We start from the raw sequence: 21,983 nt of genomic DNA, 5'->3' as shown, positions 1-21,983 counted from the left end.
GACTCCACCGAAACCCCGGTCCTGCAAGCCGGTTTGGAACATCTCGGTGGTCGCTGCGCCGTCAACTCGGTGAACTACGAGGACGGCGACGGTCCGGACTCCCGGTTCCAGCAGACGATGAAGCTGGTCGCCGAACACGGCGCGGCGGTGGTCGCGCTGACCATCGATGAGGTGGGCCAGGCCCGCACGGCCGAGAAGAAGGTGGAGATCGCCGAGCGGCTCATTGCCGATATCACCGGCAACTGGGGTCTGCGCGAAAGCGACATCATCATCGACACGCTGACCTTCACCCTGGGCACCGGCCAGGAGGAGTCGCGGCGCGACGGCGTCGAAACCATCGAGGCCATCCGGCTGCTCAAGCAGAAGCATCCCGAGGTGCAGACCACCCTCGGTCTGTCGAATATCTCCTTCGGCCTCAATCCCGCCGCGCGCCAGGTGCTGAATTCGGTATTCATGCACGAATGCGTGCAGGCCGGACTGGATTCCGCCATCGTGCACGCCTCCAAGATCCTGCCGATCGCCCGCATTCCGGAGGAGCAGCGCGAGACCGCACTGGACCTGGTCTACGACCGCCGTCGTGACGATTACGACCCGCTGCAGAAGCTCATGTCGCTGTTCGAGGGTGTGTCGACTTCGTCGTCGCGGGCCTCGCGCGCCGAGGAGTTGGCGGCGCTGCCGCTGTTCGAGCGGCTCGAACGCCGGATCGTCGACGGGGAGAAGGCCGGGATGGAGGCCGATCTCGATGCCGCCATGACCGAGGTGCCGCCGCTGCGGATCATCAATGAGACGCTGCTGTCGGGCATGAAGACGGTCGGTGAGCTATTCGGCTCCGGCCAGATGCAACTGCCGTTCGTGCTGCAGTCGGCCGAGGTGATGAAGGCGGCGGTCGCCTATCTCGAGCCGCATATGGAGGCCACCGACGACAGCGGTAAGGGGCGCATCGTGCTGGCCACCGTCAAGGGCGACGTGCACGATATCGGCAAGAATCTCGTCGACATCATCCTGTCCAACAACGGCTACGAGGTCGTCAACCTCGGCATCAAGCAGCCGATCGCGACCATTCTCGACGCCGCCGTCGACAAGAAGGCCGATGTGATCGGCATGTCCGGTCTGCTGGTGAAGTCGACCGTGGTGATGAAGGAGAATCTGGAGGAGCTCAACGCCAAGGGTGTCGCGGACCAGTTCCCCGTGCTGCTCGGCGGTGCGGCGCTGACCCGCGCCTACGTCGAGAACGATCTCACCGAGGTCTACCACGGCGATGTGCACTACGCCCGCGACGCCTTCGAGGGCCTGCGGCTGATGGACGACATCATGACCCGCAAGCGCGGCGGCGGCATCGATCCGGACAGCCCGGCGGCGATCGCGGAACGCGAGAAGGCGGCCGAGCGCAAGGCGCGGCACGAGCGTTCCAAACGGATCGCCGAACAGCGCAAGGCGGCCGAGGTGCCGATCGAGGTGCCCGCGCGCTCCGATGTCGCCGCGGACCTGCCGGTCGCGGTGCCCCCGTTCTGGGACACCCGAGTGGTAAAAGGCGTTTCGCTGCACGAGTATTCGGGACTGCTCGACGAGCGCGCGCTATTCCTCGGCCAGTGGGGTCTGCGCGGTCAGCGCGGCGGTGAGGGCCCGAGCTACGAGGAGTTGGTGGAGACCGAGGGTCGGCCGCGGCTGCGGTACTGGCTGGACCGGCTGTCCACCGAAGGCGTACTGCAACATGCGGCCCTGGTCTACGGATACTTCCCCGCGGTCTCCGAGGGCGATGACGTCATCGTGCTGACCGACCCGAATCCCGATGCGCCGCAACGCTACCGGTTCACCTTCCCGCGCCAGCAGCGCGACCGGTTCCTGTGCATCGCCGACTTTATCCGCTCGCGCGAACGCGCCCGCGAAACCGGTCAGGTCGATGTGCTGCCGTTCCAATTGGTCACCATGGGGCAGCCGATCGCCGACTTCGCCAATGAGCTGTTCGCGGCGGACAACTACCGCGACTACCTCGAGGTGCACGGCATCGGCGTCCAGCTCACCGAGGCGCTCGCCGAATACTGGCACCGCCGCGTCCGCGAAGAGCTGGTGCTGGAAGGGCATTCGATCGCCGACTCCGACCCTTCGGATGTGCAGGAGTACTTCAAACTCGGCTACCGCGGCGCCCGCTACTCCTTCGGTTACGGCGCCTGCCCGGAACTGGAGGATCGGGCGAAATTGGTCGACCTGCTCGGGGCCGACCGCATCGGCGTCGTACTGTCGGAGGAGTTGCAACTGCATCCGGAACAGTCGACCGATGCGTTCGTGTTGCTGCATCCGGAGGCCAAGTACTTCAACGCGTAAGCGCCGACCAGTCGGTTTCCGGGCGGGATCCGTTATCCGACCGGTCCGGTCGTTGTGATTCTCACCGCATCGGAATCGGTTCGATCGGTGCGTTTCCGGTGCGGTGATGGCCTTGATTACCTCGTGATATGTGAGATCGAATGCGGACGCCGACGACACGAGGGCTTGCGACGCGCGGGCGTATCCGGGCGGCCACGCGCCTCTGACCTGGGGTATCGCCTCCAGGTTCGCGCGTTGGTGGATGGATGTCGGTCGGGTATGACAAAGTCGGAACTGTTGCAACTGCATCCGGGGCAGTCGGCGGATGTGAAGGTCCTGCGGCAATTCGGGTGCAAAGGACTTCGGCGCGTAGCATTTTCGAAGATTTCCGCTTACGCGCGGAGTGCGGAATTGGCTCGGCGGGCAAGCAGGAGGGGCACAACACCATGACGGCGGACCGGTTGATCGCTGGACGGTATCGGCTGACGGATCCGATCGGCAGCGGCGCCATGGGTGTGGTGTGGCGGGCCACCGACGTCCGGCTGCGCCGCACTGTAGCCGTGAAGCAGCTGCTGCTCGCGCCCGGTCTGTCCCGGTCCCAGGCCCTCGAGGCCAAGCTGCGGGCCATGCGGGAGGGCCGCATCGCCGCGCGACTACACCATCCCAACGCGATCACCGTATTCGATGTCGCCGAGGAGGACGGCCAGCCCTGGCTGGTCATGGAGTACATGAACGCGCCGAGCCTGGCCGCGAAACTGGCGGGCAAGCGGACCCTCGCACCGACCGAGGTGGCCCGCATCGGGGCCCAGGCCGCGGGCGCGCTGGCTGCCGCACACGATGCCGGCATCATGCACCGGGATGTGAAACCGGCGAACCTGCTCGTCGGCGACGACGGCACGGTGAAGATCACCGACTTCGGCATCTCCCGCGCCGTCGGCGACGTGACGGTGACCGCGACCGGATTCCTGGCGGGCACCCCCGCCTACCTCGCGCCGGAGGTGGCGCGCGGCGAGAATCCGGAACCGGCTTCGGATGTCTTCGCACTCGGCTCCACGCTGTATGCGGCGGTCGAGGGCAGTCCGCCCTTCGGTGAGGGTGATAACGCCCTCGCGGTCCTGCACGCCGCAGCGCGGGCGCAGATTCCGCCGCCGCGGCATGCCGGGGAACTCGGGCCGGTGCTGATGCGGCTGCTGGCCGCCTCGATCGACGGCCGCCCGAATATGCGCGAAGCCAAGGAGGCGCTGGAAGCAGTTGCTGCGGGCCGGACTCCGGCGCTGGTGACCACACCGACGGTGACCAAGGTGCTGCCCGCGCCCGGCGCGGATGCGACCACCGTCCTGAACAAGTCGGGCGCCGCGGCGCAGGACGCGACGCAGGTCGTTCCGCTCGCGGCGGGTCCCGCCGCACCGGCCGTCACCGTCGCACCGCCGCCCGCGCCGCCGAAGTCCGGCGGCACCCTGCCCGGCGGTGGCGGCGACGGTGAGCAGAGTCGTGGCCGACTGATCGCCGTCGCCGCGGCTGCCGCCGTCGCGGTGCTGGTGCTGGTCGCGGTCGTCGTGTCGTCACTGAACAACGACGACAAGGGCGGTACGGCGGTCGGCTCGACGACGCCGACACCCGCGACCAGCAGTTCGGAGACCGGACCGGAGTCACCGATCGCGATCCAGCCGGGTCAGCCCGAGCCGCAGGCGCCGACGACCACGGCGGCGACGACTACGCAGCCGAGCACCACGGTGACGCCGAGCCCGTCGGCCAAGCCGTCGACCACCGCACCACCGACGACCGTCACCACCACCCCGTTCGGTCCGGCCACCCCGGATCGGATCTCGCAATTCGTCTCCGGCTACTACGGGATGCTGCCGGGCAATGTGCAGGGCGGGTGGTCTCAGCTGACGCCGTCGTACCAGGCCCAGACCGGTGGCTTCGGCTCCTACTCACAGTTCTGGTCCACCGTTCGTTCGGTGAGCGTGGGCGGCGTCACACCGAACGGTGAGAACCGGGCGGTCGTTTCGCTTACCTATAACCTGAAGAACGGCTCGACCACATCGGAGAACCGATGGATCCAGGTCGCGTCGGACAACGGGCGATTGCTGATCGCCGCTTCGGGCGTATAGGAAAGAGAGAGGAATCGGGTGACGGCGCGACTTGCCGGGGTGCTGTGGGATATGGACGGCACCCTGCTCGATTCGGAGAAGCTGTGGGATGTCGCCGTGCGTGAACTGGCGCGTGCGCACGGCCACGAGATGACCGATGAACTGCGGCACGCGTTGATCGGTGCGTCCGGGCCGAACGCCTTGCGGCTCATTTTCGATGGTTTGGGTATCGAGGCGACACCCGAGGCGGTGCGGGCCGCCGGTGAATTCATCGAGCGGCGGGTGACCGAATTGATGGCGGGCTCGATCCCATGGCGGCCCGGCGCGAAGGATGCGCTCTCGTTGGTACGCACCGCGGGCCTCGCGACCGCATTGGTCACCAATACCAAGCGGTCGCTCACGGAATTCGGATTGGATACGCTCGGCCGCGATTTCTTCGACGTCTCGGTCTGCGGTGACGAAGTCGCGCACGGCAAGCCCGAACCCGAGATCTATGTGCGTGCCGCCGAACTGCTCGGCGTGCACCCGCGAGACTGTGTGGCACTGGAGGATTCGCCGACCGGTGCCGCCGCGGCTGGTGCTGCGGGCTGTGCGGTCATCGTGATCCCGTGTGAGATACCGGTTTCGGCGGCGCCGGGGCGGGTATTCCGTAAGTCGTTGGTGGGATTGACCCTGCAGGATCTGGACGACGCGTTACGCGTCAGAGGTTGAACCGCGCACCCGACCATGGGTGCTTTCGGGGACGGAACACGATCGCGAGTCCCGCCGTTTGTGAGCCGACACTCCCGACCTCGGCATAGTGAGAGTTACTGTGCCGCAACGCAAGTGCGTGCAGTTGATAGGTGTGACCGTAGTCACCGGCAACTTTGCCGAATCCCGGGCGTGTCGCCGATTGCTCTACCAAAATGACGCCATGGCAGCGACGGATGTCCTGGACGAGATCGTCGATACGGCACGGTATCCGCTGGGGGATCCGACCGGCGCGGCGTGGGGGGAAGCGGTGGCGCGGGCGCGGGCGGAGCTTGCCGAAAGTGGCTGCACCGTACTGCGGGAGTTCATTCGTCCGGAGCTGATCGACACCTTGCGTGCACAGGGCGAGGCGATGGCCCCGGATGCGCACTACGAGGTCGAGCGGGTCAACGCCTACAATATTCCGCTGAATACCGAACTGCCGCAAGACCATCCGGGCCGCATAGTACTGGAACGCGGTAACGCCTTCGTCCCGCGCGACCGTATCCCCGCCGAGGCCCTGATCCACCGGCTCTACACCAATACGGTGTTCCAACGCTTCGTCGCGGACTGCTTCGGACTGACCGAATTGCACGAATTCGCAGACCCTTTGGCCGGACTGTGCCTGAATGTGGTAGCGCCCGGAATGTCGCATCCCTGGCATTTCGACACCAATGAATTCACCGTCAGTATGTTGACCCAGCCCGCCGAGACCGGTGGAATCTTCGAGTACTGCCCCAACATTCGCTCACCCCACGCCGAGAACCTCGACGATGTGCGGGATGTGCTCACCGGATCCGGTGCGCAGCTGATCCGGCACCTCGATCTGCGGCCCGGCGATCTGCAACTGTTCCAGGGCCGCTTCTCGCTGCACCGGGTTTCGCCGGTCGAGGGCGGCGCCGCACGGCATTCGGCGATTTTCGCCTATACCGATCGGCCCGGTGTCATCGGCACCGTGGAACGTACCCGCCAATTGTTCGGGCGGGTGCTGCCCGATCACCTAGCCGCCGCGGCCGACGCCGTCCGTGGCGATCGGTTGCTCGACTGAGAGGGACGACATGCCAGTGCCGTTACATACGACCGGAAAAGCTTCCTTCGACGATATCTACGACCGTCCCGATCCGCGCGATTATTACGCCCGGATGGCCGAATTGGATTACCGCATACCGGAACTGGCGAAACCGTACTTCCAGCAGCAGATTCGGGAATATCGAGCCTCCGCGCGTGTGGACACCCCGACCGTGCTCGATATCGGTTGCTCCTACGGCGTCAACGCGGCCCTGCTGCGCTTCGACACCACCGTGCGCGAACTCGCCGATCACTACGGCGGCGCCGAGGACGATGCCGACCATGCCGCGCTCATCGCCCGCGACCGGGCCCGCTTGAACTCCCGCGACCAGCTCCCCGGCGTCCGCTTCATCGGCATGGATGCCGCCCGCCCGGCGCTGGCCTACGCCCAGGAAGCCGGATTCCTGCACGACACGGTGCACGCGGATCTCGAGGCCACCGACCCCACCGAAGCGCAACGCCGTACGCTGGCGGCCGCGGATATCGTCATCTCGACCGGTTGCGTCGGATACGTCACCGAGAAGACGCTGGCGCGGGTGGCAACTGCGCACCCACGTCGTCGGCCGTGGATGGCACACTTTGTACTACGCATGTTCAGTTTCGAACCGATCGCCGCGGAGTTGGCCGCGCTCGGCTACCGCACCGAGCGAGCCCCCGGGGTGTTCGAACAACGCAAGTTCGCATCCGATAATGAACGCACCCAGGTGCTCAATGCCTTGGCCGCCAACGGAATCGATACCGCTGGCCAGGAAAGCACGGGTTGGCTGCTTGCCAACCTGTACATCTCGCGACCGTTACCGAAACACGCCGACCCCGAGGACCCGCATTGACCGAACGCACCTTCGCCGCCGACGACCACCTGCCAAGGGTGCCCCTGCCGACGCTGGAGGACAGCGGCGAGCGGTTGCTGCAGTGGTGTGCGCCACTGCTGACCGCCGACGAATTCGCAACCACCGAAGCCGCGGTCGCCGACCTGCTTCGCCCCGATGGTCCGGGCCGGAAGCTGCACGCGGCACTGGCCGAATACGATGCCACCCCCGGTGTCGGGAGCTGGCTGGATCTGTTCTGGCCGTCGCGCTACCTGGGCCGTCGCGATCGCATCGCATTGAACGCCAACTTCTTCTTCCTGTTCCGCGATGACACCGCACTGGCCGCCTCCACCGGCGCGTCGCAGGTGGAGCGGGCGGCCGGAATCATCACGGCCGCGGTCGATTACAAGCTGGCGCTCGATATCGAGGCCATCCCGCCGGTCACCCAGCGCGGACAGCAGCTGTCGATGTGGCAGAACAAGTACCTGTTCTCCGAGACCCGGATTCCGGGGGAGACGCAGGATTCCGTGCGGGTGCCCTACAGCGACGAATGGCCCGGACCGTCGGCTGCCAGGCATATCGTGGTGTTTTTCCGCGGCAGCATGTTCCGGATGGAGGTGATCGGTCCGGACGGTGTGCCCTACTCGCTGGAGGATCTCTCCGACGGACTGCGTGCGGTGCTCAAGGCGGGGGCACGCTCGGCCCGCACCGATACCGCCGTCGGCCACCTGACCACCAAGGCGCGGGCCGAATGGGCCGTCAGTCGACAGGGATTGCTGGCCGAACCCGCCAATGTCGCGGCCTTGGACACCATCGAGACCGCGCTGTTCGGTCTGTGCCTGGAGGATTTCACGCCGCGCGACGAACTGCATGCCTGTGATCAGCTGCTGCACGGTGACAGTGCCAACCGCTGGTTCGACAAGTCGGTATCGTTCATCGTCTTCGCCGATGGTCAGGCCGGCATCAATATCGAACACTGCGGTCTCGACGGCACCACCATCCTGTCCTTCGTCGACACGCTGCTGCAGGCTCCGGCGGCCGAACACGCCGGACGGGCCGGGGCGCAGCCGCAGGGGTTGCCGCCGGTCGAACCGATCGAATTCGTGCTCGATCCGGCCCAGCGCGCCGATGTCGCGGCGGCTGGGGCGGCGTTCGCCCGGTATGCGGCCGAGAATGCTACCGCGACAGTATCTTTCGAGTTCGGCACCGCCCACGCCAAGCAGCTCGGCATTTCACCGGATGCGTTCGCACAGCTCAGCTATCAGCTGGCGCACCGGCGCAGCAAGGGATTGACCGGCGCGACCTACGAATCCATTGCCACCAGGCAGTACCGCAACGGTCGCACCGAGGCCATGCGGGTGGTGACACCGGAGATGGTGGCCTTCGTCGATGCCATGCAGGATCCGGCGGTCGCGCAGGCCGACCGGCTCGCTGCCGCGCGTACCGCGGCGAGCGCGCATGTCGAACGTGCCAAGCAGTGTCAGGCGGGAGATGCGCCCGAACAGCATCTGTGGGAACTCGAGTGGATCCAGCGGCGGCGTGGTGCCGAACTCGGGGTCACCGAGCCGATCCCGCTCTACACCAGTCCCGGCTGGACGATCATGCGCGACGATTACCTGAGCACCAGCTCGGCCCCGTCGGTCAATATCCGGTACTTCGGTTTCGGCTCCACCAGCCAGAAGTGCATCGGCATCGCCTACGTCCTGCTGCCGGACCGGTGGAACATCTACCTGGCCACTCCGAAACCGGTCGCCGACGAGATGTACGCCTTCGCCGACCACCTGCGCACCGCCGTAGCCGACCTGGAGGCCCTCCTCTCCGAGGCCTGACCCGCTGCCATGCGTCCCGTCGCTCCGGTCCTGCCGGGCCGACGGGAACGCATGGCGTTACACCGCAGGGACCGGCAACGACCGTTCAGTGTCGGTGGCTGGTGCGATGCTGTTGCGGTGGGGCGGTTTACGAGTTTCCGGTTCTGTCTCGACCCGACCGTCGAGCAGCAATCACTGCTGTCGCGCCATGCTGGTGCGGCACGGTTCGCTTTCAACCAGTGCCTGGCTATGACGAAGGCAGCATTGCAGAGTCGTCGCCGTAATCAGGATGTGCGTGTGCCGTGGACCGGTTTCGATCACATCAATGGGTTCAATGCGTGGAAGAGGACCGAGCAGGCCGGACGGATGTTTGCGGTCGATTCGTCGGGGACGGCATCGCTGGTTGTGGTCGGGCTCGGGTGGCGAAATGAGGTGTGCCAGCAGGTGTTCGAGGAAGCCGCCGTGGATCTCGGACGAGGATTGGTGGCGTGGCGGGATTCACGGATCGGAAAACGCGCCGGACGCCGGGTGGGATTTCCGAAGTTCAAATCGAAAACCTCGACGGTCCCATCGTTTCGGTTGCGGAACAAGAGCTCTCCGCGTGGGAGGGCCATGATCCGGGTCGGTGATGATCATCCGCGGTCGGTAACTTTGCCGGTGATCGGCGCGGTGCGGGTGCGGGAGGACACGCGCCGATTGCGGCGGATGATCGCCGCGGGCCGGGCGAAGATCGTTTCGGCGACGGTGTCATATCGCGCGGGCCGGTGGATGATCAGCCTCACCACCGAAGCCACCGACTTGCATCCCGCGCACTGGCATCCAGTGCGCGACGGCGATGACCGCGGCGGCTGGGTGGGGGTGGATCGGGGATTGTCGGCGTTCCTGGTCGCCGCAACAGGCGACGGCGTCGAGGTAGACCGGATCGCCGATCAACCGAAACCACTGGTAACCGGGATGGCGCGGCAGCGCCGTCTCGCCCGGTCGGTTACCCGCAAACGGAAGGGAAGCCGTCACCGGCGCGAGGCCGCAGCTCGGTTGGCGCGGCATCATCACCGTATCCGTAATCTTCGAGCGTATTTTCTGCATCAGGTGTCGAACCGGCTGGTCAAGACCCACGACCGGCTGATCATCGAGGACCTGAACATCGCGGGCATGCTCCGCAACCGGTGTCTGGCCCGTGCGATCGGTGACGCCGGGTGGGGCGAGTTCGCCCGTCAACTCCGCTACAAACAGGGTTGGCGTGGAGGAGAAGTGGTCACAGTCGACCGCTGGTTCCCATCTAGCCAGCTGTGTTCACGTTGTGGAGCCCGCACTGTCGGGTTGACGCTGGCCGACCGCATATTCACCTGTGGCTGCGGGATACGACTCGATCGTGATCTCAATGCCGCGATCAATCTTGCTACTCGGGGCGAGCATCTGGATCTGTGCCCGAGTTCGGGAGCCCGAAGCGCGAGCCCCGGTTGACAACGCCCGCCGACGGGACGGCTCTGACACATCCACCCGGTTGTGTGAAACCAGCCCGGATGACGTGGGAACCGGCGCCACCCCACACCGGGATGAGCACCGGACGTCCGAGAAGGACGGCGTCGACGACTTCCCCCGGGGAGTTTCTCAGACGCGCTGTGAAACAATGGCTCACCGTGAAGAACTTCGAAACCCTGTTCGCCGAGCTGCAAGATCGTGCGGTCACCCGCCCCGAGGGGTCCGGGACCGTGGCGGCATTGGACGCGGGCGTGCATTTCCAGGGTAAGAAGGTGCTCGAGGAGGCCGGCGAGATCTGGTTGGCCGCCGAGCACGAGGGCGACGAGGCGCTCGCCGAGGAGATTTCGCAACTGCTGTACTGGGTCCAGGTGCTGATGGTGGGCCGCGGGCTGAAGCTGGAAGACGTGTACCGACATCTGTGACGGCGGTGTTGAATTTGCGGCACTCGCGGGCCCCTTCGTGGTTACGCTCCGCTACCGCCTCCGGGGCCGTCGCTCGCGCCGCCACGTCGATCCCTAGTTCACCTCCCCGAAAGGACCCTCCCATGCTGCGCGTCGCAGTCCCCAACAAAGGCGCACTTTCCGAATCGGCCACCTCGATCCTCGCCGAGGCCGGTTACCGCAAGCGCACCGATTCCCGCGACCTGACCGTCCTCGATCCGGCCAACCAGGTCGAGTTCTTCTTCCTGCGGCCCAAGGACATCGCCATCTACGTCGGCTCCGGCGAGCTCGACCTCGGCATCACCGGCCGCGATCTGGCGCTGGATTCCGGTGCGCCGGTTCAGGAACGGCTCGCACTCGGTTTCGGCCGCTCCACCTTCCGATACGCCGCACCGGCCGGGCGCGAATGGAAGGTCGAGGATCTCTACGACAAGCGTATCGCGACCTCGTACCCGAACCTGGTCCTGAGCGATCTGCAGCGCCGCGGCATCGAGGCCGAGGTGATCCGCCTCGACGGCGCGGTCGAGATCTCGATCCAGCTCGGCGTGGCCGATGCCATCGCCGATGTGGTCGGCTCGGGCCGCACCCTGCGCCAGCACAGTCTGGTCGCCTTCGGCGAAACGCTGTGCGATTCGGAGGGCGTGCTCATCGAGCGCACCGGCTCCGATCAGAACGAACGGGCCCGCAATCAGCTCATCGCGCGCGTCCAGGGCGTCGTATTCGGTCAGCAGTACATCATGTTGGACTACGACTGCCCGAAGGAGCTCCTGGAGGAGGCGGTCAAGATCACGCCCGGCCTCGAGTCGCCGACGGTATCCCCGCTCGCCGATTCGAATTGGGTCGCCATCCGCGCCATGGTGCCGCGCAAGCAGGGCAATGAGGTAATGGACCAGCTCGCCGAACTCGGTGCGAAGGCGATCCTGGCCTTCGATATCCGGTCCTGTCGCGCCTTCTGACCCGATTTCGTCCACTCGGCCCCGTCGCTCGGCGGGGCCGAGTTGTTTTGTGCGAGTGATCGATTCACGGCGATTGCAATCGGTGTGCTGACCTGCGGTTGATTGGTACGTTGCGGCCTCGATGAGGAAATGCAAGGAGTACCACCGTGTCGCAGACACCACCCGCGAAACCTTCGGGCAGCACATTCGCATGGAATGAGGACTGGCTGGCCGCCATTGTCGGCCTGGTTCTCATCGCCCTGGTCCTGGTCGGCGCAATCCCGGATTGGTTGGTGCCGTGATGTCGGAGAGCGAAGCCAGGACCGAGACGGACGCAGTTGATGAGGATGCAGTCCGATCCGAGACCGCTGTACTGCAGTCGATTTCACGCCCCACGGTAGCCGAGATCGGAGCCGGCATCGCGGCCGTCGTCCTACTCGGCGCGCTGACCCGCTACTTCGACACCCACGTACCGCAGTGGGCCGTCGGTACACCGTTCAACCGGATCGCCAAGTCGATCGAATTCCCGGTGTACGCCATTGCCATCGGCCTGATCGGCAATGTCGTACTCGCGAAACTCGATCTCCGGGAACGCCTTTCGGCTGGTTTTCGCACCGAATTCTTCATCAAGACCGGTGTGGTGCTGCTCGGCGCATCGATCAATCTGAAGATCCTGGTGACCGCGGCAGGCCCGTCGATCGTGCAGGCACTGCTGTTGATCACCGCGGTCTTCGGGTTCACGTGGTGGCTGGGCGGTCGACTCGGCCTCGACGATAAGTTGCGCGCTCTGCTGTCCTCGGCCGTCTCGATCTGCGGTGTCAGCGCCGCCATCGCGGCCGCGGGTGCGGTGCAGGCCAAACGCGAGCAGATCGCGTATGCGGCATCGCTGGTGATCATCTTCGCGCTGCCGTCGATCTTCGTATTGCCTTGGCTCGCTGATGTTTTCGATCTCTCCGATGCGGTCGCGGGCGCGTGGATCGGCGGCAATATCGACACCACCGCGGCCGTCGCGGCCTCCGGTGCGATCGCGGGAGAGAAGGCGCTGCAGATCGCCACCATCGTGAAGACCACCCAGAATGCGCTCATCGGCATTGTTGCCATTGCGCTGACCGCGTACTTCACGATCCGGGTCGAACGCATTCCCGGTGCGGCACGGCCGTCGGTGCGCCAGTTCTGGGAGCGGTTCCCGAAGTTCGTGATCGGCTTCGTCGCCGCGTCCGGCATCGGCACGCTGTATCTGCAGTCGGTGGACAAGAAGACCGGCGCGGCGCATATCGCGATCGTCAACGATCTGCGCACCTGGTTCCTGATCTTCGCATTCGTCTCGATCGGTCTGGAGTTCTCGCTGCGCGGCCTGCGCGAGGCAGGCTGGCGTCCGGTCGTGGTCTTCGGATCCGCGGCCGTCTTCAATCTGGCCGTCGGCTTGGGCCTGTCGGTGTTGCTGTTCCACAACTTCACCGCCTAGATCCGCACCCGCAACCTGCCGTTTCGGTGCTCGCCGGTTACCCCGGCGAGCATCGCAGGGGATGGCGGCCGACGGAGCTTGCGTAGTGGGCGGGGTGGGTGAGCACAGGGAGATGGCGGCCGACGGAGCTTGCGTAGTCGGCGGGGTGGGTGGGCACAGCGGCAAAGTGTGCGTTCAGTTCACGAGCGAACTCACGAAAACTTCATGCTTCGCCGTCAACACTGGGGGCGTGTCGGGCGAAACAACTATAGAACACCTCGGACGGGCGGTGCCGTTCGAGCACGGACAGGGGAGGACCCAGTGAAACCGAGTGTCGAGTCGGTCGGGTCGTGGTGGCGGATTCGCAATGTGCTCATCGTGATCGGTGATGCCGTCGGCGTACTTGTGCTCATCGGCGTTTTCGCCGCACTCGGCTCGCACGGCCTCGAGCTGAATCTCTTCGGCTGAGCTCAGTCGGCGACCGCTTCGGCGAAGGTTTCGTCCGGTGAATCACCGGTGCCACTGTCCGGCCAGCCCGGATAGACCGGTGGTGTACCGCCGAATGCGGGGCACAGACTCTTGTAGCTGCAATGTCCGCACAGCCAGCTTGTGCTCGGCAGGAATTCGCCGGTCCGCCCGGCCGCCAGAATGGCCTGCCACAGGGCGGAGAGAGTGCGTTCGAAGCGCAGCAGTTCGTCCTCGTCGGGGGCATAGGTGAGGATCTGTTCGTCGGCCAGGTAAATCAGCCGCAATTGGGTGGGCAGGATACCGCGGGTGCGCAGCACCACCAGCGCGTAGAACTTCAACTGGAACAGCGCCTTGGTCTCCTGGGCGAGTCCGGGCGCCCGGCCGGTCTTGTAATCGACGACGCGCAGCTCCCCGGTCGACGCGACATCGATGCGGTCGACGAACCCGCGCAACAGCACACCGTCGTCGAGTTCGACCTCCACCCGCGACTCACACGACTCCGGATCGAACCCGGTCGGATCCTCCAGCCGGTAGTACGTCTCGACGAAGGCGCGCACCTCGCCGAGAAAGCCCGCCAGTCCGTCCGCTGCGACGACTTCGGCGCTTTCCGGTCTCTCGGCCAGCACCCGGGCCCATGCAGGCTCGATAAGCTCGGCAGCCCGTTCGAATCGGCGTTCCCCGGCGGGCAGTCCGTACAGATCCTCCAGCACCGCGTGCACTACCGTGCCGCGCACCGCGATCCGCGTCGGCGGCTCCGGAATCCGATCGATGGCCCGGAATCGGTACTTCAGCGGGCACTGCTTGAAATCCATTGCCCGCGAAGGTGACAGCGCCGGACGCGGACGGTCGGGTGGAACCTCCCGCGCGGAGTCGGCAGGGGGCGTGGATACCGGCGAATGCATACCTGGCAGGCTATCCGGGCGCACCGACACGCCGGTGCCACTCAGTGCAGACAGCAGCGACGACCAGCGAACGGAGATACATGACGGCCAGACGGACCGGGCCATTCACCATCGGGGACCGGGTACAGCTGACCGATGCCAAGGGGCGCCTCTACACCGTGGTGCTGGAACCGGGTAAGGAATTCCACACGCATCGCGGCGGTATCAAACACGACAACCTGATCGGCGCCGATGAGGGCAGTGTCGTGCAATCCACCAATGGCACACCGTATTTGGCGTTGCGGCCGTTGCTGATCGATTACGTGCTCTCCATGCCGCGCGGTGCGGCGGTCATCTACCCCAAGGACGCCGCTCAGATCGTGCACGAGGGCGATATGTTCCCCGGCGCGCGCGTACTGGAGGCCGGTGCGGGCTCCGGCGCGCTGACTTGCTCGCTGCTGCGCGCGGTCGGCCCGCAGGGCCAGGTGGTCTCCTACGAGATCCGCGAGGACCATGCCGAACACGCGATCCGCAATGTGGAGACCTTCTTCGGCGAGCGGCCGGACAACTGGTCGATCACTGTCGCGGATGTCGCCGCCTACGACGGCCCGCCGGTCGATCGCGTCGTCCTGGACATGCTCGCCCCGTGGGACGCGCTACCCGCCGTGTCCAAAGCGCTGGTCCCTGGCGGTGTGCTGATCGTCTATGTGGCGACCGTCACACAATTGTCCAAAGTGGTCGAGGCGCTGCGCGAGCAGGAGTGCTGGACCGAGCCACGCTCATGGGAGTCGATGGTGCGCGGCTGGCATGTGGTCGGTCTGGCGGTGCGGCCCGAACATCGCATGCAGGGCCACACCGCCTTCCTGGTCAGCGCGCGGCGGCTCGCCGAGGGCACGGTCACCCCGAAGCCGCAGCGTCGCCCGTCGAAGGGCTGAATCAGGCCGGAACGCAGGGCGCCTGCGCGAAGCCGAGCATCAGGCAGCCGCTGGCGTCCGAGAGCTTCCAGGCGCCGTCGACATGTTCCCAGGTCAGGGGCATGGCGGGGGCGGTGCCGTGCGGTGAGGTGATGGTCACCTGGGCGGTCGCGGAATTGCCGCTGGTGGTGATATCGGCGACCGCGTAGGTGAGCTTGCCGTAGTTGCCGAGCGCCTGGTTCATCTGGTCGATATTGGCGGCGCGCTTTTCGCCGTCGACGATCAGCTTGGTCTTCTCGGAGGTGGGTTTCGCCGGGTCGGAAAGGGCATCCAGGACGGCGGTGAGCGTTTCGGCGGTGGGTGCGGCGGCGTTGCCGTGGTCGCCGTGACCTGCGGCGCTGGTGGACGCGGCGGCGGAAGTGGTACTCGTGGCCTTGGCATCGGACTTGTCGTCGGAGCCGCAGCCGGTGAGCCCGACGGTAGCGGCCATCGCCACCGCGGCGACAACCATGGACGTACGCAGCGTCCTGGCGGGAAGGAGCATCGTCAGCAACCTTTCGGTTCGGTCGGCGAAGCGCGTCGCCGGGGACTGGTTAGGGCAGGCTAACATGGTGTATCCGCCGTCGACCGCAGCCCAGATGTGATCACGACGAAACCATGTCGGAAAGCGAGAACGGTTCGCGCCCGGTAGCGTTAATAGACCGGGACTGGGAGGAGCAGCACATGAGCCCCATCGAGAATTCGGATTCGGCGGCCTGGAGAGAGCTCGAGGCGGTACGCGCCGAAGCGGCTGCACTCCGCAGGCAACTTGCCGATTCGCCGGATCGCGCACGGGAATTGGAAGCCCGCATCGATTCGCTGACCATTCGCAACACCAAGCTGATGGACACCCTCAAGGAAGCGCGCCAGCAGCTGGTGGCCTTGCGCGAGGAGGTCGATCGGCTGGGTCAGCCGCCGAGCGGGTACGGAATTCTGATCGGTGTGTACGAGGATCAGACGGTCGACGTGTTCACTTCGGGCCGCAAGATGCGGTTGACGTGTTCACCCAATATCGACACCTCGACCCTCGAATACGGTCAGACCGTTCGTCTCAACGAGGCGCTCACGGTCGTAGAGGCCGGAATCTTCGACGCCGTCGGTGAGATCGGGACCCTGCGCGAGATCCTCGACGACGGACGCCGGGCGCTGGTCGTCGGACATGCCGACGAGGAGCGCGTGGTGTGGTTGGCGGGTCCGCTGGCCAAGGTCGCCGAGGTCGATGATCTCGACGATCCCGATGCGCCGATCCGCAAGCTGCGGCCCGGAGATTCGCTGCTCGTCGACACCAAGGCCGGTTTCGCCTTCGAGCGGATTCCCAAGGCCGAGGTCGAGGATCTCGTACTCGAGGAAGTGCCCGATGTCGACTACAGCGATATCGGCGGTCTCGGTCGGCAGATCGAGCAGATCCGCGATGCGGTGGAATTGCCGTTCCTGCACAAGGACCTGTTCCGCGAATACGCGCTGCGCCCGCCCAAGGGTGTGCTGCTCTACGGTCCGCCTGGTTGCGGTAAGACGTTGATCGCCAAGGCCGTTGCCAACTCGCTGGCGAAGAAGATCGCCGAGGCGCGTGGTGAGGATGCCAAGGAAGCCAAGTCGTTCTTCCTGAACATCAAGGGCCCTGAGCTGCTGAACAAGTTCGTGGGCGAGACCGAGCGCCACATCCGGATCATCTTCCAGCGGGCACGTGAGAAGGCATCCGAGGGTACGCCGGTGATCGTGTTCTTCGACGAGATGGATTCGATCTTCCGCACCCGTGGTTCGGGCGTGTCCTCCGATGTGGAGACCACGGTCGTGCCGCAGCTGCTCTCGGAGATCGACGGTGTCGAGGGTCTCGAGAATGTCATCGTGATCGGTGCGTCCAACCGCGAGGACATGATCGACCCCGCGATCCTGCGGCCCGGACGTCTCGATGTGAAGATCAAGATCGAGCGCCCGGACGCCGAATCGGCGCAGGACATCTTCTCGAAGTACCTGACCGAGCACCTGCCGCTGCACGCCGACGATCTCGAAGAGTTCGGTGGCGACAAGAGCCTGTGCATCCGCGCGATGATCGAACGGGTCGTCGACCGGATGTACGCCGAGAGCGAGGACAACCGCTTCCTGGAGGTCACCTACGCCAACGGTGACAAGGAAGTCCTGTACTTCAAGGACTTCAACTCCGGCGCCATGATCCAGAACATCGTGGACCGCTCCAAGAAGTACGCCATCAAGGCCGTCCTCGATACCGGCAACCCTGGCTTGCGCATCCAGCATCTCTACGATTCGATCGTGGACGAGTTCTCCGAAAACGAGGACCTGCCCAACACCACGAATCCCGATGACTGGGCCCGCATTTCGGGTAAGAAGGGCGAGCGCATCGTCTACATCCGCACCTTGGTCACCGGCAAGAACGCCAGTGCCAGCCGCGCTATCGACACCGAGTCGAATACCGGTCAGTACCTGTAGATCGGCTGATGTCGAGGGCCGCGCTTCCATCTGGGAGCGCGGCCCTTCGGCGTTTTCGAGGGTCATCCTCGTGGGGTAGGTGGGGTCATTCTTGGGGTTGATGTGGCTGTTTGGGCGGGCGGGTTAAAATTTGGCCATGCGGCCAGAAAATGGGACGGGTGGTCGGCAGCGGTCGTTCATCGAGGAGGCACGGCGGCGGCAGATCATCGCCTCGGCGGTGGAGGTGATTTCGGAAGTGGGGTACGGGCGGGCTTCGCTGGCGCGGATCGCGAAGCATGCCGGGATCTCCAAAGGTGTCATTTCGTATCACTTCGCGGGGAAGGATGAGCTGATGGAGCAGCTGGTGATCCAGCTGTATGTGTCCGGCGGCGAGCACATCGCGCCCGCGGTGATGGCGGCGGACGGGCCGCGGAATCAGTTGCTCGCCTATATCGGGGCGAATCTCGGCTTCATCGATGCGAACAAGAAGTATGTCGCGGCGCTGACCGATGTGGTGCTGAATCTGCGTGATGCGGATGGGAAGCCGCGATTCGCCTCGGCGGAAGGGGAGCAGGAGATCATCCAACCGCTCATCGACATCATGCGGGAAGGGCAGCGCACCGGCGAATTCGGCGAATTCGATCCGGCGGTCATGGCCAAGTCGATCCGCGATGCCATCGATGGCGCGGCGGGACGGGCGATTCGGGAGAAAGACTTCGATATGACGACGTACTCGGCACACGTGTGCCGACTATTCGATTTGGCGACCCGGAAGGGGGGACGTGATGACAACCGTGGTGGAAAGTGAAGTGCGGCAGGAAGATGACGCCGAAACGACAGCGCCGTTCGCGTGGCTCGGTGTGGGCGCGATCGCCGTGGTGTCGGCGATCATGCTGTTCGCATCGCTCGGACGATACGGATACTTCGGTGACGAACTGTATTTCCTATCGGCCGGGCGTCGACTCGGATTCGGCTATGCCGATCAGGGGCCGCTGCTGCCCGCGATCGCCCGGCTGATGGATGTGCTGGCACCGGGATCGCTGGTGGCACTGCGGATTCCGGCCGCACTGGTCACCGTTGCCGCGGTGCTGATCAGTGCCCAGATCGCCCGGGAGTTCGGTGGGGCGCGGACCGCGCAGGTATTGAGCGCGACCGCGTATGCGACCTCGCCGTTCCTGCTCGTGCAGGGAACTCAGTTGGCCACCAATACGATTGATACCGCATTGTGGGTGGTGATCAGCTGGCTGCTGATCCGGTGGGTGCGCACCCGCCGCGACAGTTTGTTGCTGTGGGCCGCGCTGGTCACGGCGCTGGATATGCAGGTGAAGTGGCTGATTCCGTTCTTCTGGATCGCGGTCGCCATCGGGGTGGCGATCTACGGTCCGCGGGAGCTGTTGCGGCGGCCGGTGCTGTGGGTGGGCGCGGGTTTCGTTGTCCTGGTCATGGTGCCGACGCTGATCTGGCAGGCCGGGCACGACTGGCCGCAGCTGCGATTGGGTGCGGTGGTCGCGGCGGAGCAGGCGACGATCGGTGGCCGCTACACCTGGCTGCCACTGGCGCTGATCGCGGCCGGGCTGTTCGGTGGTGTGCTGTTGGTCGTGGGAATCTGGGCGCTGTTCCGCTCGGAGACCTTGCGGCCGTACCGATTCCTCGCGCCGCTGCCACTGCTGCTGGCCGTGGCATTCATCGCAACCGACGGTCGCCCCTACTACGCGGCCGGCTGCTACGCGGCGATCATGGCGGCGGGCGCGGTGCGCTGGACCGAGTACACCGGACGATGGCGAACCTATGCGACCGTTCCGCTGGTCGCGATTTCGGTGGCGATCGCGGTGTTCACGATGCCTTGGCAATCCGAGTCGTCCATCGATCCGGTCGACAGTCAGGCCGAGGCCGGCATCGAAATCGGCCTGTACGGCAAGTTCGGCTGGCCGGAGCTACGCGAGGCGACCGCCGACGCCTACCAGGCCCTCCCGCCGGCCGAGCGTGCGAACGCGGTGATCGTCACCGATTCCTATTGGCAGGCAAGCGCTTTGGATGTCGACTCGAGTCGCTTCGGCCTGCCCGCCATCTATAGCCCGAACCGCGGCTTCGGATACTTCGGTACCCCACCGGATTCCGCGACAACGGTGCTCTGGGTCGGCAATGCCGAAGACGAAATGCGTGCCACCTGTGGCGAATTGACCCCGGTCGGTCGCGTCGACGCACGCCTCGGCTACCCGGACGTCACCCGCAATGTCACCATCTGGCGCTGCACCCCACGTCAGCCCTGGTCGCAGGTCTGGTCCGACCTGCTTCGCCTCGACTGACCAGCCGTTTGTCCGATTCGTTCAAGACATCCGGACACCACCCGCGTTGACTGAACCGTGGCCGGGGCCGAAGCCGCGCCCCGGCCATGGTTCGAGGATCAGGAGGCTCGGTATGAAAACGAATATCCGCGCGATCACCTTGGCCGTGAGCGACCTCGAACGGTCGCTGCGCTTCTACCGCGACGGCCTCGGCCTCTCCTCCCCGGGCATTATCGGCACCGAGTTCATCCGCGACGAGCAGAACCCCGGCGGGGCGGTCGCCATGTTCACCCTCGACAACGGACTGATTCTGTCCCTCTACTCGCGCACCGACCTGGCGATGGATGCAGGCATCACCCTCGACCGAGTGGCCGGTTCCCCGATGAGTCTCGGCTTCTTCGCCGATTCCCGCGAGGACGTCGACCGTATCCTGCGACAGGCCGAACAGGCGGGCGGCACCATCGTCCGCCCACCCCTCACTCGCCCATGGGGCATCTACGCGGGCTACTTCGCCGACCCCGATGGCCACCTGTGGGAGGCGGTGTACTTCGTGAACGGTCTGTCGGATTGATATCCGTTGTTCCACAGTGCTATTCGGTAATGAACAGACCTTCGAGGAACGGGATCAGTTGAGGCCAGGAGGCTTCCACGATGCCCTGGTGGTCGGTGTGGTAGCTCTGGAACTGGTATCGGTGCCGTGATTCCACGCGATTACCGGCCAACCCCCCGGTGGCGGTGTCCCATTCGGGGTGAGCAGCATTCCGGTCGCCGTCGTGGTTGCGCCGGTCGGGCCGCGAACTCGAGTCGCTCGCCCGCGACGAGATCGGATACGACACATGCCCTTTCGGTACAACCCATACGAAAGGGCTTGTACCGTATGGGTGCTAACCGAGTTCGGCGAGTTGGGTTACCGCCGGTGCCATGCCCTCGATCCACGCCGCCGGGGACCCGGAGGTCGGGATAATGATTACGGTGTGCACACCGAGCTTGGCGTAATCGGCCATCTGGCGGACGAATTCGTCGCGATTGTCCGGACTCGGGCGAGGATTATTGGCCATGATGGTGATGCGGATATCGTCGAAATCGCGCCCGACATCGTCGCAGTGGCGGCGCAGGACGTCGAGTTTGTGGCCGACATCCTCGGGGGCGGAACCGAAGAGGTTGCAGGCGTCGCCGTACTGCGCGACCAACCGCAGCGTCTTGCGTTCGCCGCCGCCGCCGATGAGCACCTTGGGCCGGTTGATCGGCTGCGGCGAGCACAGCGTCTCGGCCAACTGGTAGTGCTTGCCGTCGAAGGGGCCGTTGTTCTGCGGGTCCCACATCTGCTGACAGATGCGCAGCGTCTCCTCGAGGCGCTCGAACCGTTCGGCGATCGGCGGGAACTGCACACCGAGCCCACGATGTTCCCGCTCGAACCAGGCGGCGCCGAGGCCGAGCACCGCGCGGCCACCCGACAGGACATCGACGGTGGTGACGATCTTGGCGAGCAGGCCGGGATGCCGGTAGGTCACGCCGGTGACGAGCAGGCCGAGGTTGATGCGGGAGGTGTGCGCGGCCAGATAGCCGAGGGTGGTGTAGCCCTCCAGCATATTGGCCTCGGCAGGCAGGCCGGTCGGCTCGATCTGGAAGTAGTGGTCCATGAACGACAGCCAGGTCGCACCGGATGCCTCTGCCGCGGCGCCGACCCGGGCCAACTCCCCGGCAATGGCGGTGGTGCCGCCGTCGATGTCGAATATCGGTAGGTGAAAACCGAGTTCCATGAAGTGATCCCCTGGTACTAGACGATTTTGCACTGCCAACGCTATGACCTGGAGTGCACTCCAAGTCAAGTGTCGGGACGCAAATCTCGCAGGGGGTCCACCA

The 21,983-nt window shown here is 65.4% G+C and carries 21 protein-coding genes; 17 read left to right on the top strand and 4 right to left on the bottom strand.

Annotation, left to right across the window (positions count from 1 at the left end):
- From ON44_RS18460 to ON44_RS50315, 12 genes are all read left to right on the top strand, one after another.
- Positions 1-2,322 (top strand): vitamin B12 dependent-methionine synthase activation domain-containing protein (locus tag ON44_RS18460; protein WP_040691680.1); only part of this gene is annotated, 2,322 nt, incomplete at its 5' end.
- Between the two features lie 425 nt (positions 2,323-2,747).
- Positions 2,748-4,415 carry a serine/threonine-protein kinase gene (locus ON44_RS18455; protein ID WP_040691678.1) on the top strand — a complete coding sequence of 556 codons (1,668 nt, stop codon included), beginning with the start codon at positions 2,748-2,750 and terminating at the stop codon, positions 4,413-4,415.
- Between the two features lie 18 nt (positions 4,416-4,433).
- Positions 4,434-5,105: an HAD family hydrolase gene (locus ON44_RS18450; protein ID WP_040691677.1), complete on the top strand. Its 672-nt coding sequence runs from the start codon at positions 4,434-4,436 to the stop codon at positions 5,103-5,105.
- A 202-nt stretch (positions 5,106-5,307) separates the two neighbouring features.
- Positions 5,308-6,171, top strand: coding sequence for a HalD/BesD family halogenase (locus ON44_RS18445; protein ID WP_040691675.1), 864 nt, complete (start codon positions 5,308-5,310; stop codon positions 6,169-6,171).
- Between the two features lie 10 nt (positions 6,172-6,181).
- Positions 6,182-7,021: a class I SAM-dependent methyltransferase gene (locus ON44_RS18440; RefSeq protein WP_083897967.1), complete on the top strand. Its 840-nt coding sequence runs from the start codon at positions 6,182-6,184 to the stop codon at positions 7,019-7,021.
- Entirely contained in the window at positions 7,018-8,829 is a 1,812-nt protein-coding gene (locus ON44_RS18435; protein ID WP_040691674.1) for a choline/carnitine O-acyltransferase, read from the top strand. Before ON44_RS18440 ends, ON44_RS18435 begins: the two co-directional genes overlap by 4 nt.
- Positions 8,830-8,946: 117 nt before the next feature.
- Positions 8,947-10,272: an RNA-guided endonuclease TnpB family protein gene (locus ON44_RS18430; RefSeq protein ID WP_169338076.1), complete on the top strand. Its 1,326-nt coding sequence runs from the start codon at positions 8,947-8,949 to the stop codon at positions 10,270-10,272.
- 158 nt (positions 10,273-10,430) lie between these two features.
- Positions 10,431-10,712, top strand: coding sequence for a phosphoribosyl-ATP diphosphatase (locus tag ON44_RS18425; protein ID WP_174415078.1), 282 nt, complete (start codon positions 10,431-10,433; stop codon positions 10,710-10,712).
- A gap of 122 nt (positions 10,713-10,834) precedes the next feature.
- A complete protein-coding gene (gene hisG, locus ON44_RS18420; protein WP_040691671.1) occupies positions 10,835-11,686 on the top strand; it encodes an ATP phosphoribosyltransferase in 852 nt (283 codons plus the stop codon).
- A gap of 146 nt (positions 11,687-11,832) precedes the next feature.
- Positions 11,833-11,967 carry a hypothetical protein gene (locus tag ON44_RS53475; protein ID WP_281005226.1) on the top strand — a complete coding sequence of 45 codons (135 nt, stop codon included), beginning with the start codon at positions 11,833-11,835 and terminating at the stop codon, positions 11,965-11,967.
- On the top strand, positions 11,967-13,130 hold the full coding sequence (locus ON44_RS18415) for a YeiH family protein (RefSeq protein ID WP_040691669.1): 1,164 nt from the start codon (positions 11,967-11,969) through the stop codon (positions 13,128-13,130). Before ON44_RS53475 ends, ON44_RS18415 begins: the two co-directional genes overlap by 1 nt.
- A 300-nt stretch (positions 13,131-13,430) precedes the next feature.
- Positions 13,431-13,577: a hypothetical protein gene (locus ON44_RS50315; protein WP_157187211.1), complete on the top strand. Its 147-nt coding sequence runs from the start codon at positions 13,431-13,433 to the stop codon at positions 13,575-13,577.
- A gap of 2 nt (positions 13,578-13,579) precedes the next feature.
- Here ON44_RS50315 and ON44_RS18405 read toward each other — a convergent pair whose 3' ends face one another.
- Positions 13,580-14,479: a RecB family exonuclease gene (locus ON44_RS18405; RefSeq protein WP_040691665.1), complete on the bottom strand. Its 900-nt coding sequence runs from the start codon at positions 14,477-14,479 to the stop codon at positions 13,580-13,582.
- An 80-nt stretch (positions 14,480-14,559) separates the two neighbouring features.
- Here ON44_RS18405 and ON44_RS18400 point away from each other — a divergent pair, with 80 nt between their 5' ends.
- On the top strand, positions 14,560-15,393 hold the full coding sequence (locus ON44_RS18400) for a tRNA (adenine-N1)-methyltransferase (RefSeq protein ID WP_040691664.1): 834 nt from the start codon (positions 14,560-14,562) through the stop codon (positions 15,391-15,393).
- Position 15,394: 1 nt separating this feature from the next.
- On the opposite strand, the gene ON44_RS18395 is transcribed toward ON44_RS18400, so the two are convergent.
- On the bottom strand, positions 15,395-15,916 hold the full coding sequence (locus tag ON44_RS18395) for a WKL family lipoprotein (RefSeq protein WP_051182170.1): 522 nt from the start codon (positions 15,914-15,916) through the stop codon (positions 15,395-15,397).
- Between the two features lie 179 nt (positions 15,917-16,095).
- Here ON44_RS18395 and arc point away from each other — a divergent pair, with 179 nt between their 5' ends.
- The 4 genes from arc (at position 16,096) to ON44_RS18375 (ending at position 20,691) form a co-directional block, all read left to right on the top strand.
- Positions 16,096-17,856, top strand: a complete 1,761-nt coding sequence (gene arc, locus ON44_RS18390; protein WP_040691662.1) for a proteasome ATPase — start codon at positions 16,096-16,098, stop codon at positions 17,854-17,856.
- Between the two features lie 136 nt (positions 17,857-17,992).
- Complete coding sequence (locus ON44_RS18385) at positions 17,993-18,643, top strand: TetR/AcrR family transcriptional regulator (RefSeq protein ID WP_040691661.1); 651 nt, start codon at positions 17,993-17,995, stop codon at positions 18,641-18,643.
- Positions 18,621-20,141 carry an ArnT family glycosyltransferase gene (locus ON44_RS18380; RefSeq protein WP_051182169.1) on the top strand — a complete coding sequence of 507 codons (1,521 nt, stop codon included), beginning with the start codon at positions 18,621-18,623 and terminating at the stop codon, positions 20,139-20,141. The genes ON44_RS18385 and ON44_RS18380 overlap by 23 nt, the downstream gene beginning before the upstream one ends.
- Positions 20,142-20,253: 112 nt before the next feature.
- A complete protein-coding gene (locus ON44_RS18375) occupies positions 20,254-20,691 on the top strand; it encodes a VOC family protein (RefSeq protein WP_040691657.1) in 438 nt (145 codons plus the stop codon).
- Between the two features lie 19 nt (positions 20,692-20,710).
- Here ON44_RS18375 and ON44_RS18370 read toward each other — a convergent pair whose 3' ends face one another.
- Complete coding sequence (locus ON44_RS18370; protein WP_040691656.1) at positions 20,711-20,956, bottom strand: hypothetical protein; 246 nt, start codon at positions 20,954-20,956, stop codon at positions 20,711-20,713.
- Between the two features lie 48 nt (positions 20,957-21,004).
- Positions 21,005-21,880, bottom strand: coding sequence for an LLM class F420-dependent oxidoreductase (locus ON44_RS18365; RefSeq protein WP_040691655.1), 876 nt, complete (start codon positions 21,878-21,880; stop codon positions 21,005-21,007).
- Positions 21,881-21,983: the final 103 nt, after the last annotated feature.

This window comes from Nocardia vinacea NBRC 16497 (assembly GCF_000308835.1).
GTDB classification, from domain to species: Bacteria; Actinomycetota; Actinomycetes; order Mycobacteriales; family Mycobacteriaceae; genus Nocardia; species Nocardia vinacea.
The sequence above is the reverse complement of the archived record's forward strand: the minus strand, read 5'-3'. Positions and strand labels throughout refer to the sequence as shown.

Bases quoted from the DNA above. Each gene is read 5' to 3' on its own strand.
- ON44_RS18440 (WP_083897967.1), top strand. From the start codon at position 6,182: ATGCCAGTGCCGTTACATACGACCGGAAAAGCTTCCTTCGACGATATC.
- ON44_RS18380 (WP_051182169.1), top strand. From the start codon at position 18,621: ATGACAACCGTGGTGGAAAGTGAAGTGCGGCAGGAAGATGACGCCGAA.
- arc (WP_040691662.1), top strand. From the start codon at position 16,096: ATGAGCCCCATCGAGAATTCGGATTCGGCGGCCTGGAGAGAGCTCGAG.
- ON44_RS18395 (WP_051182170.1), bottom strand. From the start codon at position 15,916: ATGCTCCTTCCCGCCAGGACGCTGCGTACGTCCATGGTTGTCGCCGCG.
- ON44_RS18385 (WP_040691661.1), top strand. From the start codon at position 17,993: ATGCGGCCAGAAAATGGGACGGGTGGTCGGCAGCGGTCGTTCATCGAG.
- ON44_RS18375 (WP_040691657.1), top strand. From the start codon at position 20,254: ATGAAAACGAATATCCGCGCGATCACCTTGGCCGTGAGCGACCTCGAA.
- ON44_RS18415 (WP_040691669.1), top strand. From the start codon at position 11,967: ATGTCGGAGAGCGAAGCCAGGACCGAGACGGACGCAGTTGATGAGGAT.
- ON44_RS18405 (WP_040691665.1), bottom strand. From the start codon at position 14,479: ATGCATTCGCCGGTATCCACGCCCCCTGCCGACTCCGCGCGGGAGGTT.
- ON44_RS18445 (WP_040691675.1), top strand. From the start codon at position 5,308: ATGGCAGCGACGGATGTCCTGGACGAGATCGTCGATACGGCACGGTAT.
- hisG (WP_040691671.1), top strand. From the start codon at position 10,835: ATGCTGCGCGTCGCAGTCCCCAACAAAGGCGCACTTTCCGAATCGGCC.
- ON44_RS18455 (WP_040691678.1), top strand. From the start codon at position 2,748: ATGACGGCGGACCGGTTGATCGCTGGACGGTATCGGCTGACGGATCCG.
- ON44_RS18365 (WP_040691655.1), bottom strand. From the start codon at position 21,880: ATGGAACTCGGTTTTCACCTACCGATATTCGACATCGACGGCGGCACC.
- ON44_RS18400 (WP_040691664.1), top strand. From the start codon at position 14,560: ATGACGGCCAGACGGACCGGGCCATTCACCATCGGGGACCGGGTACAG.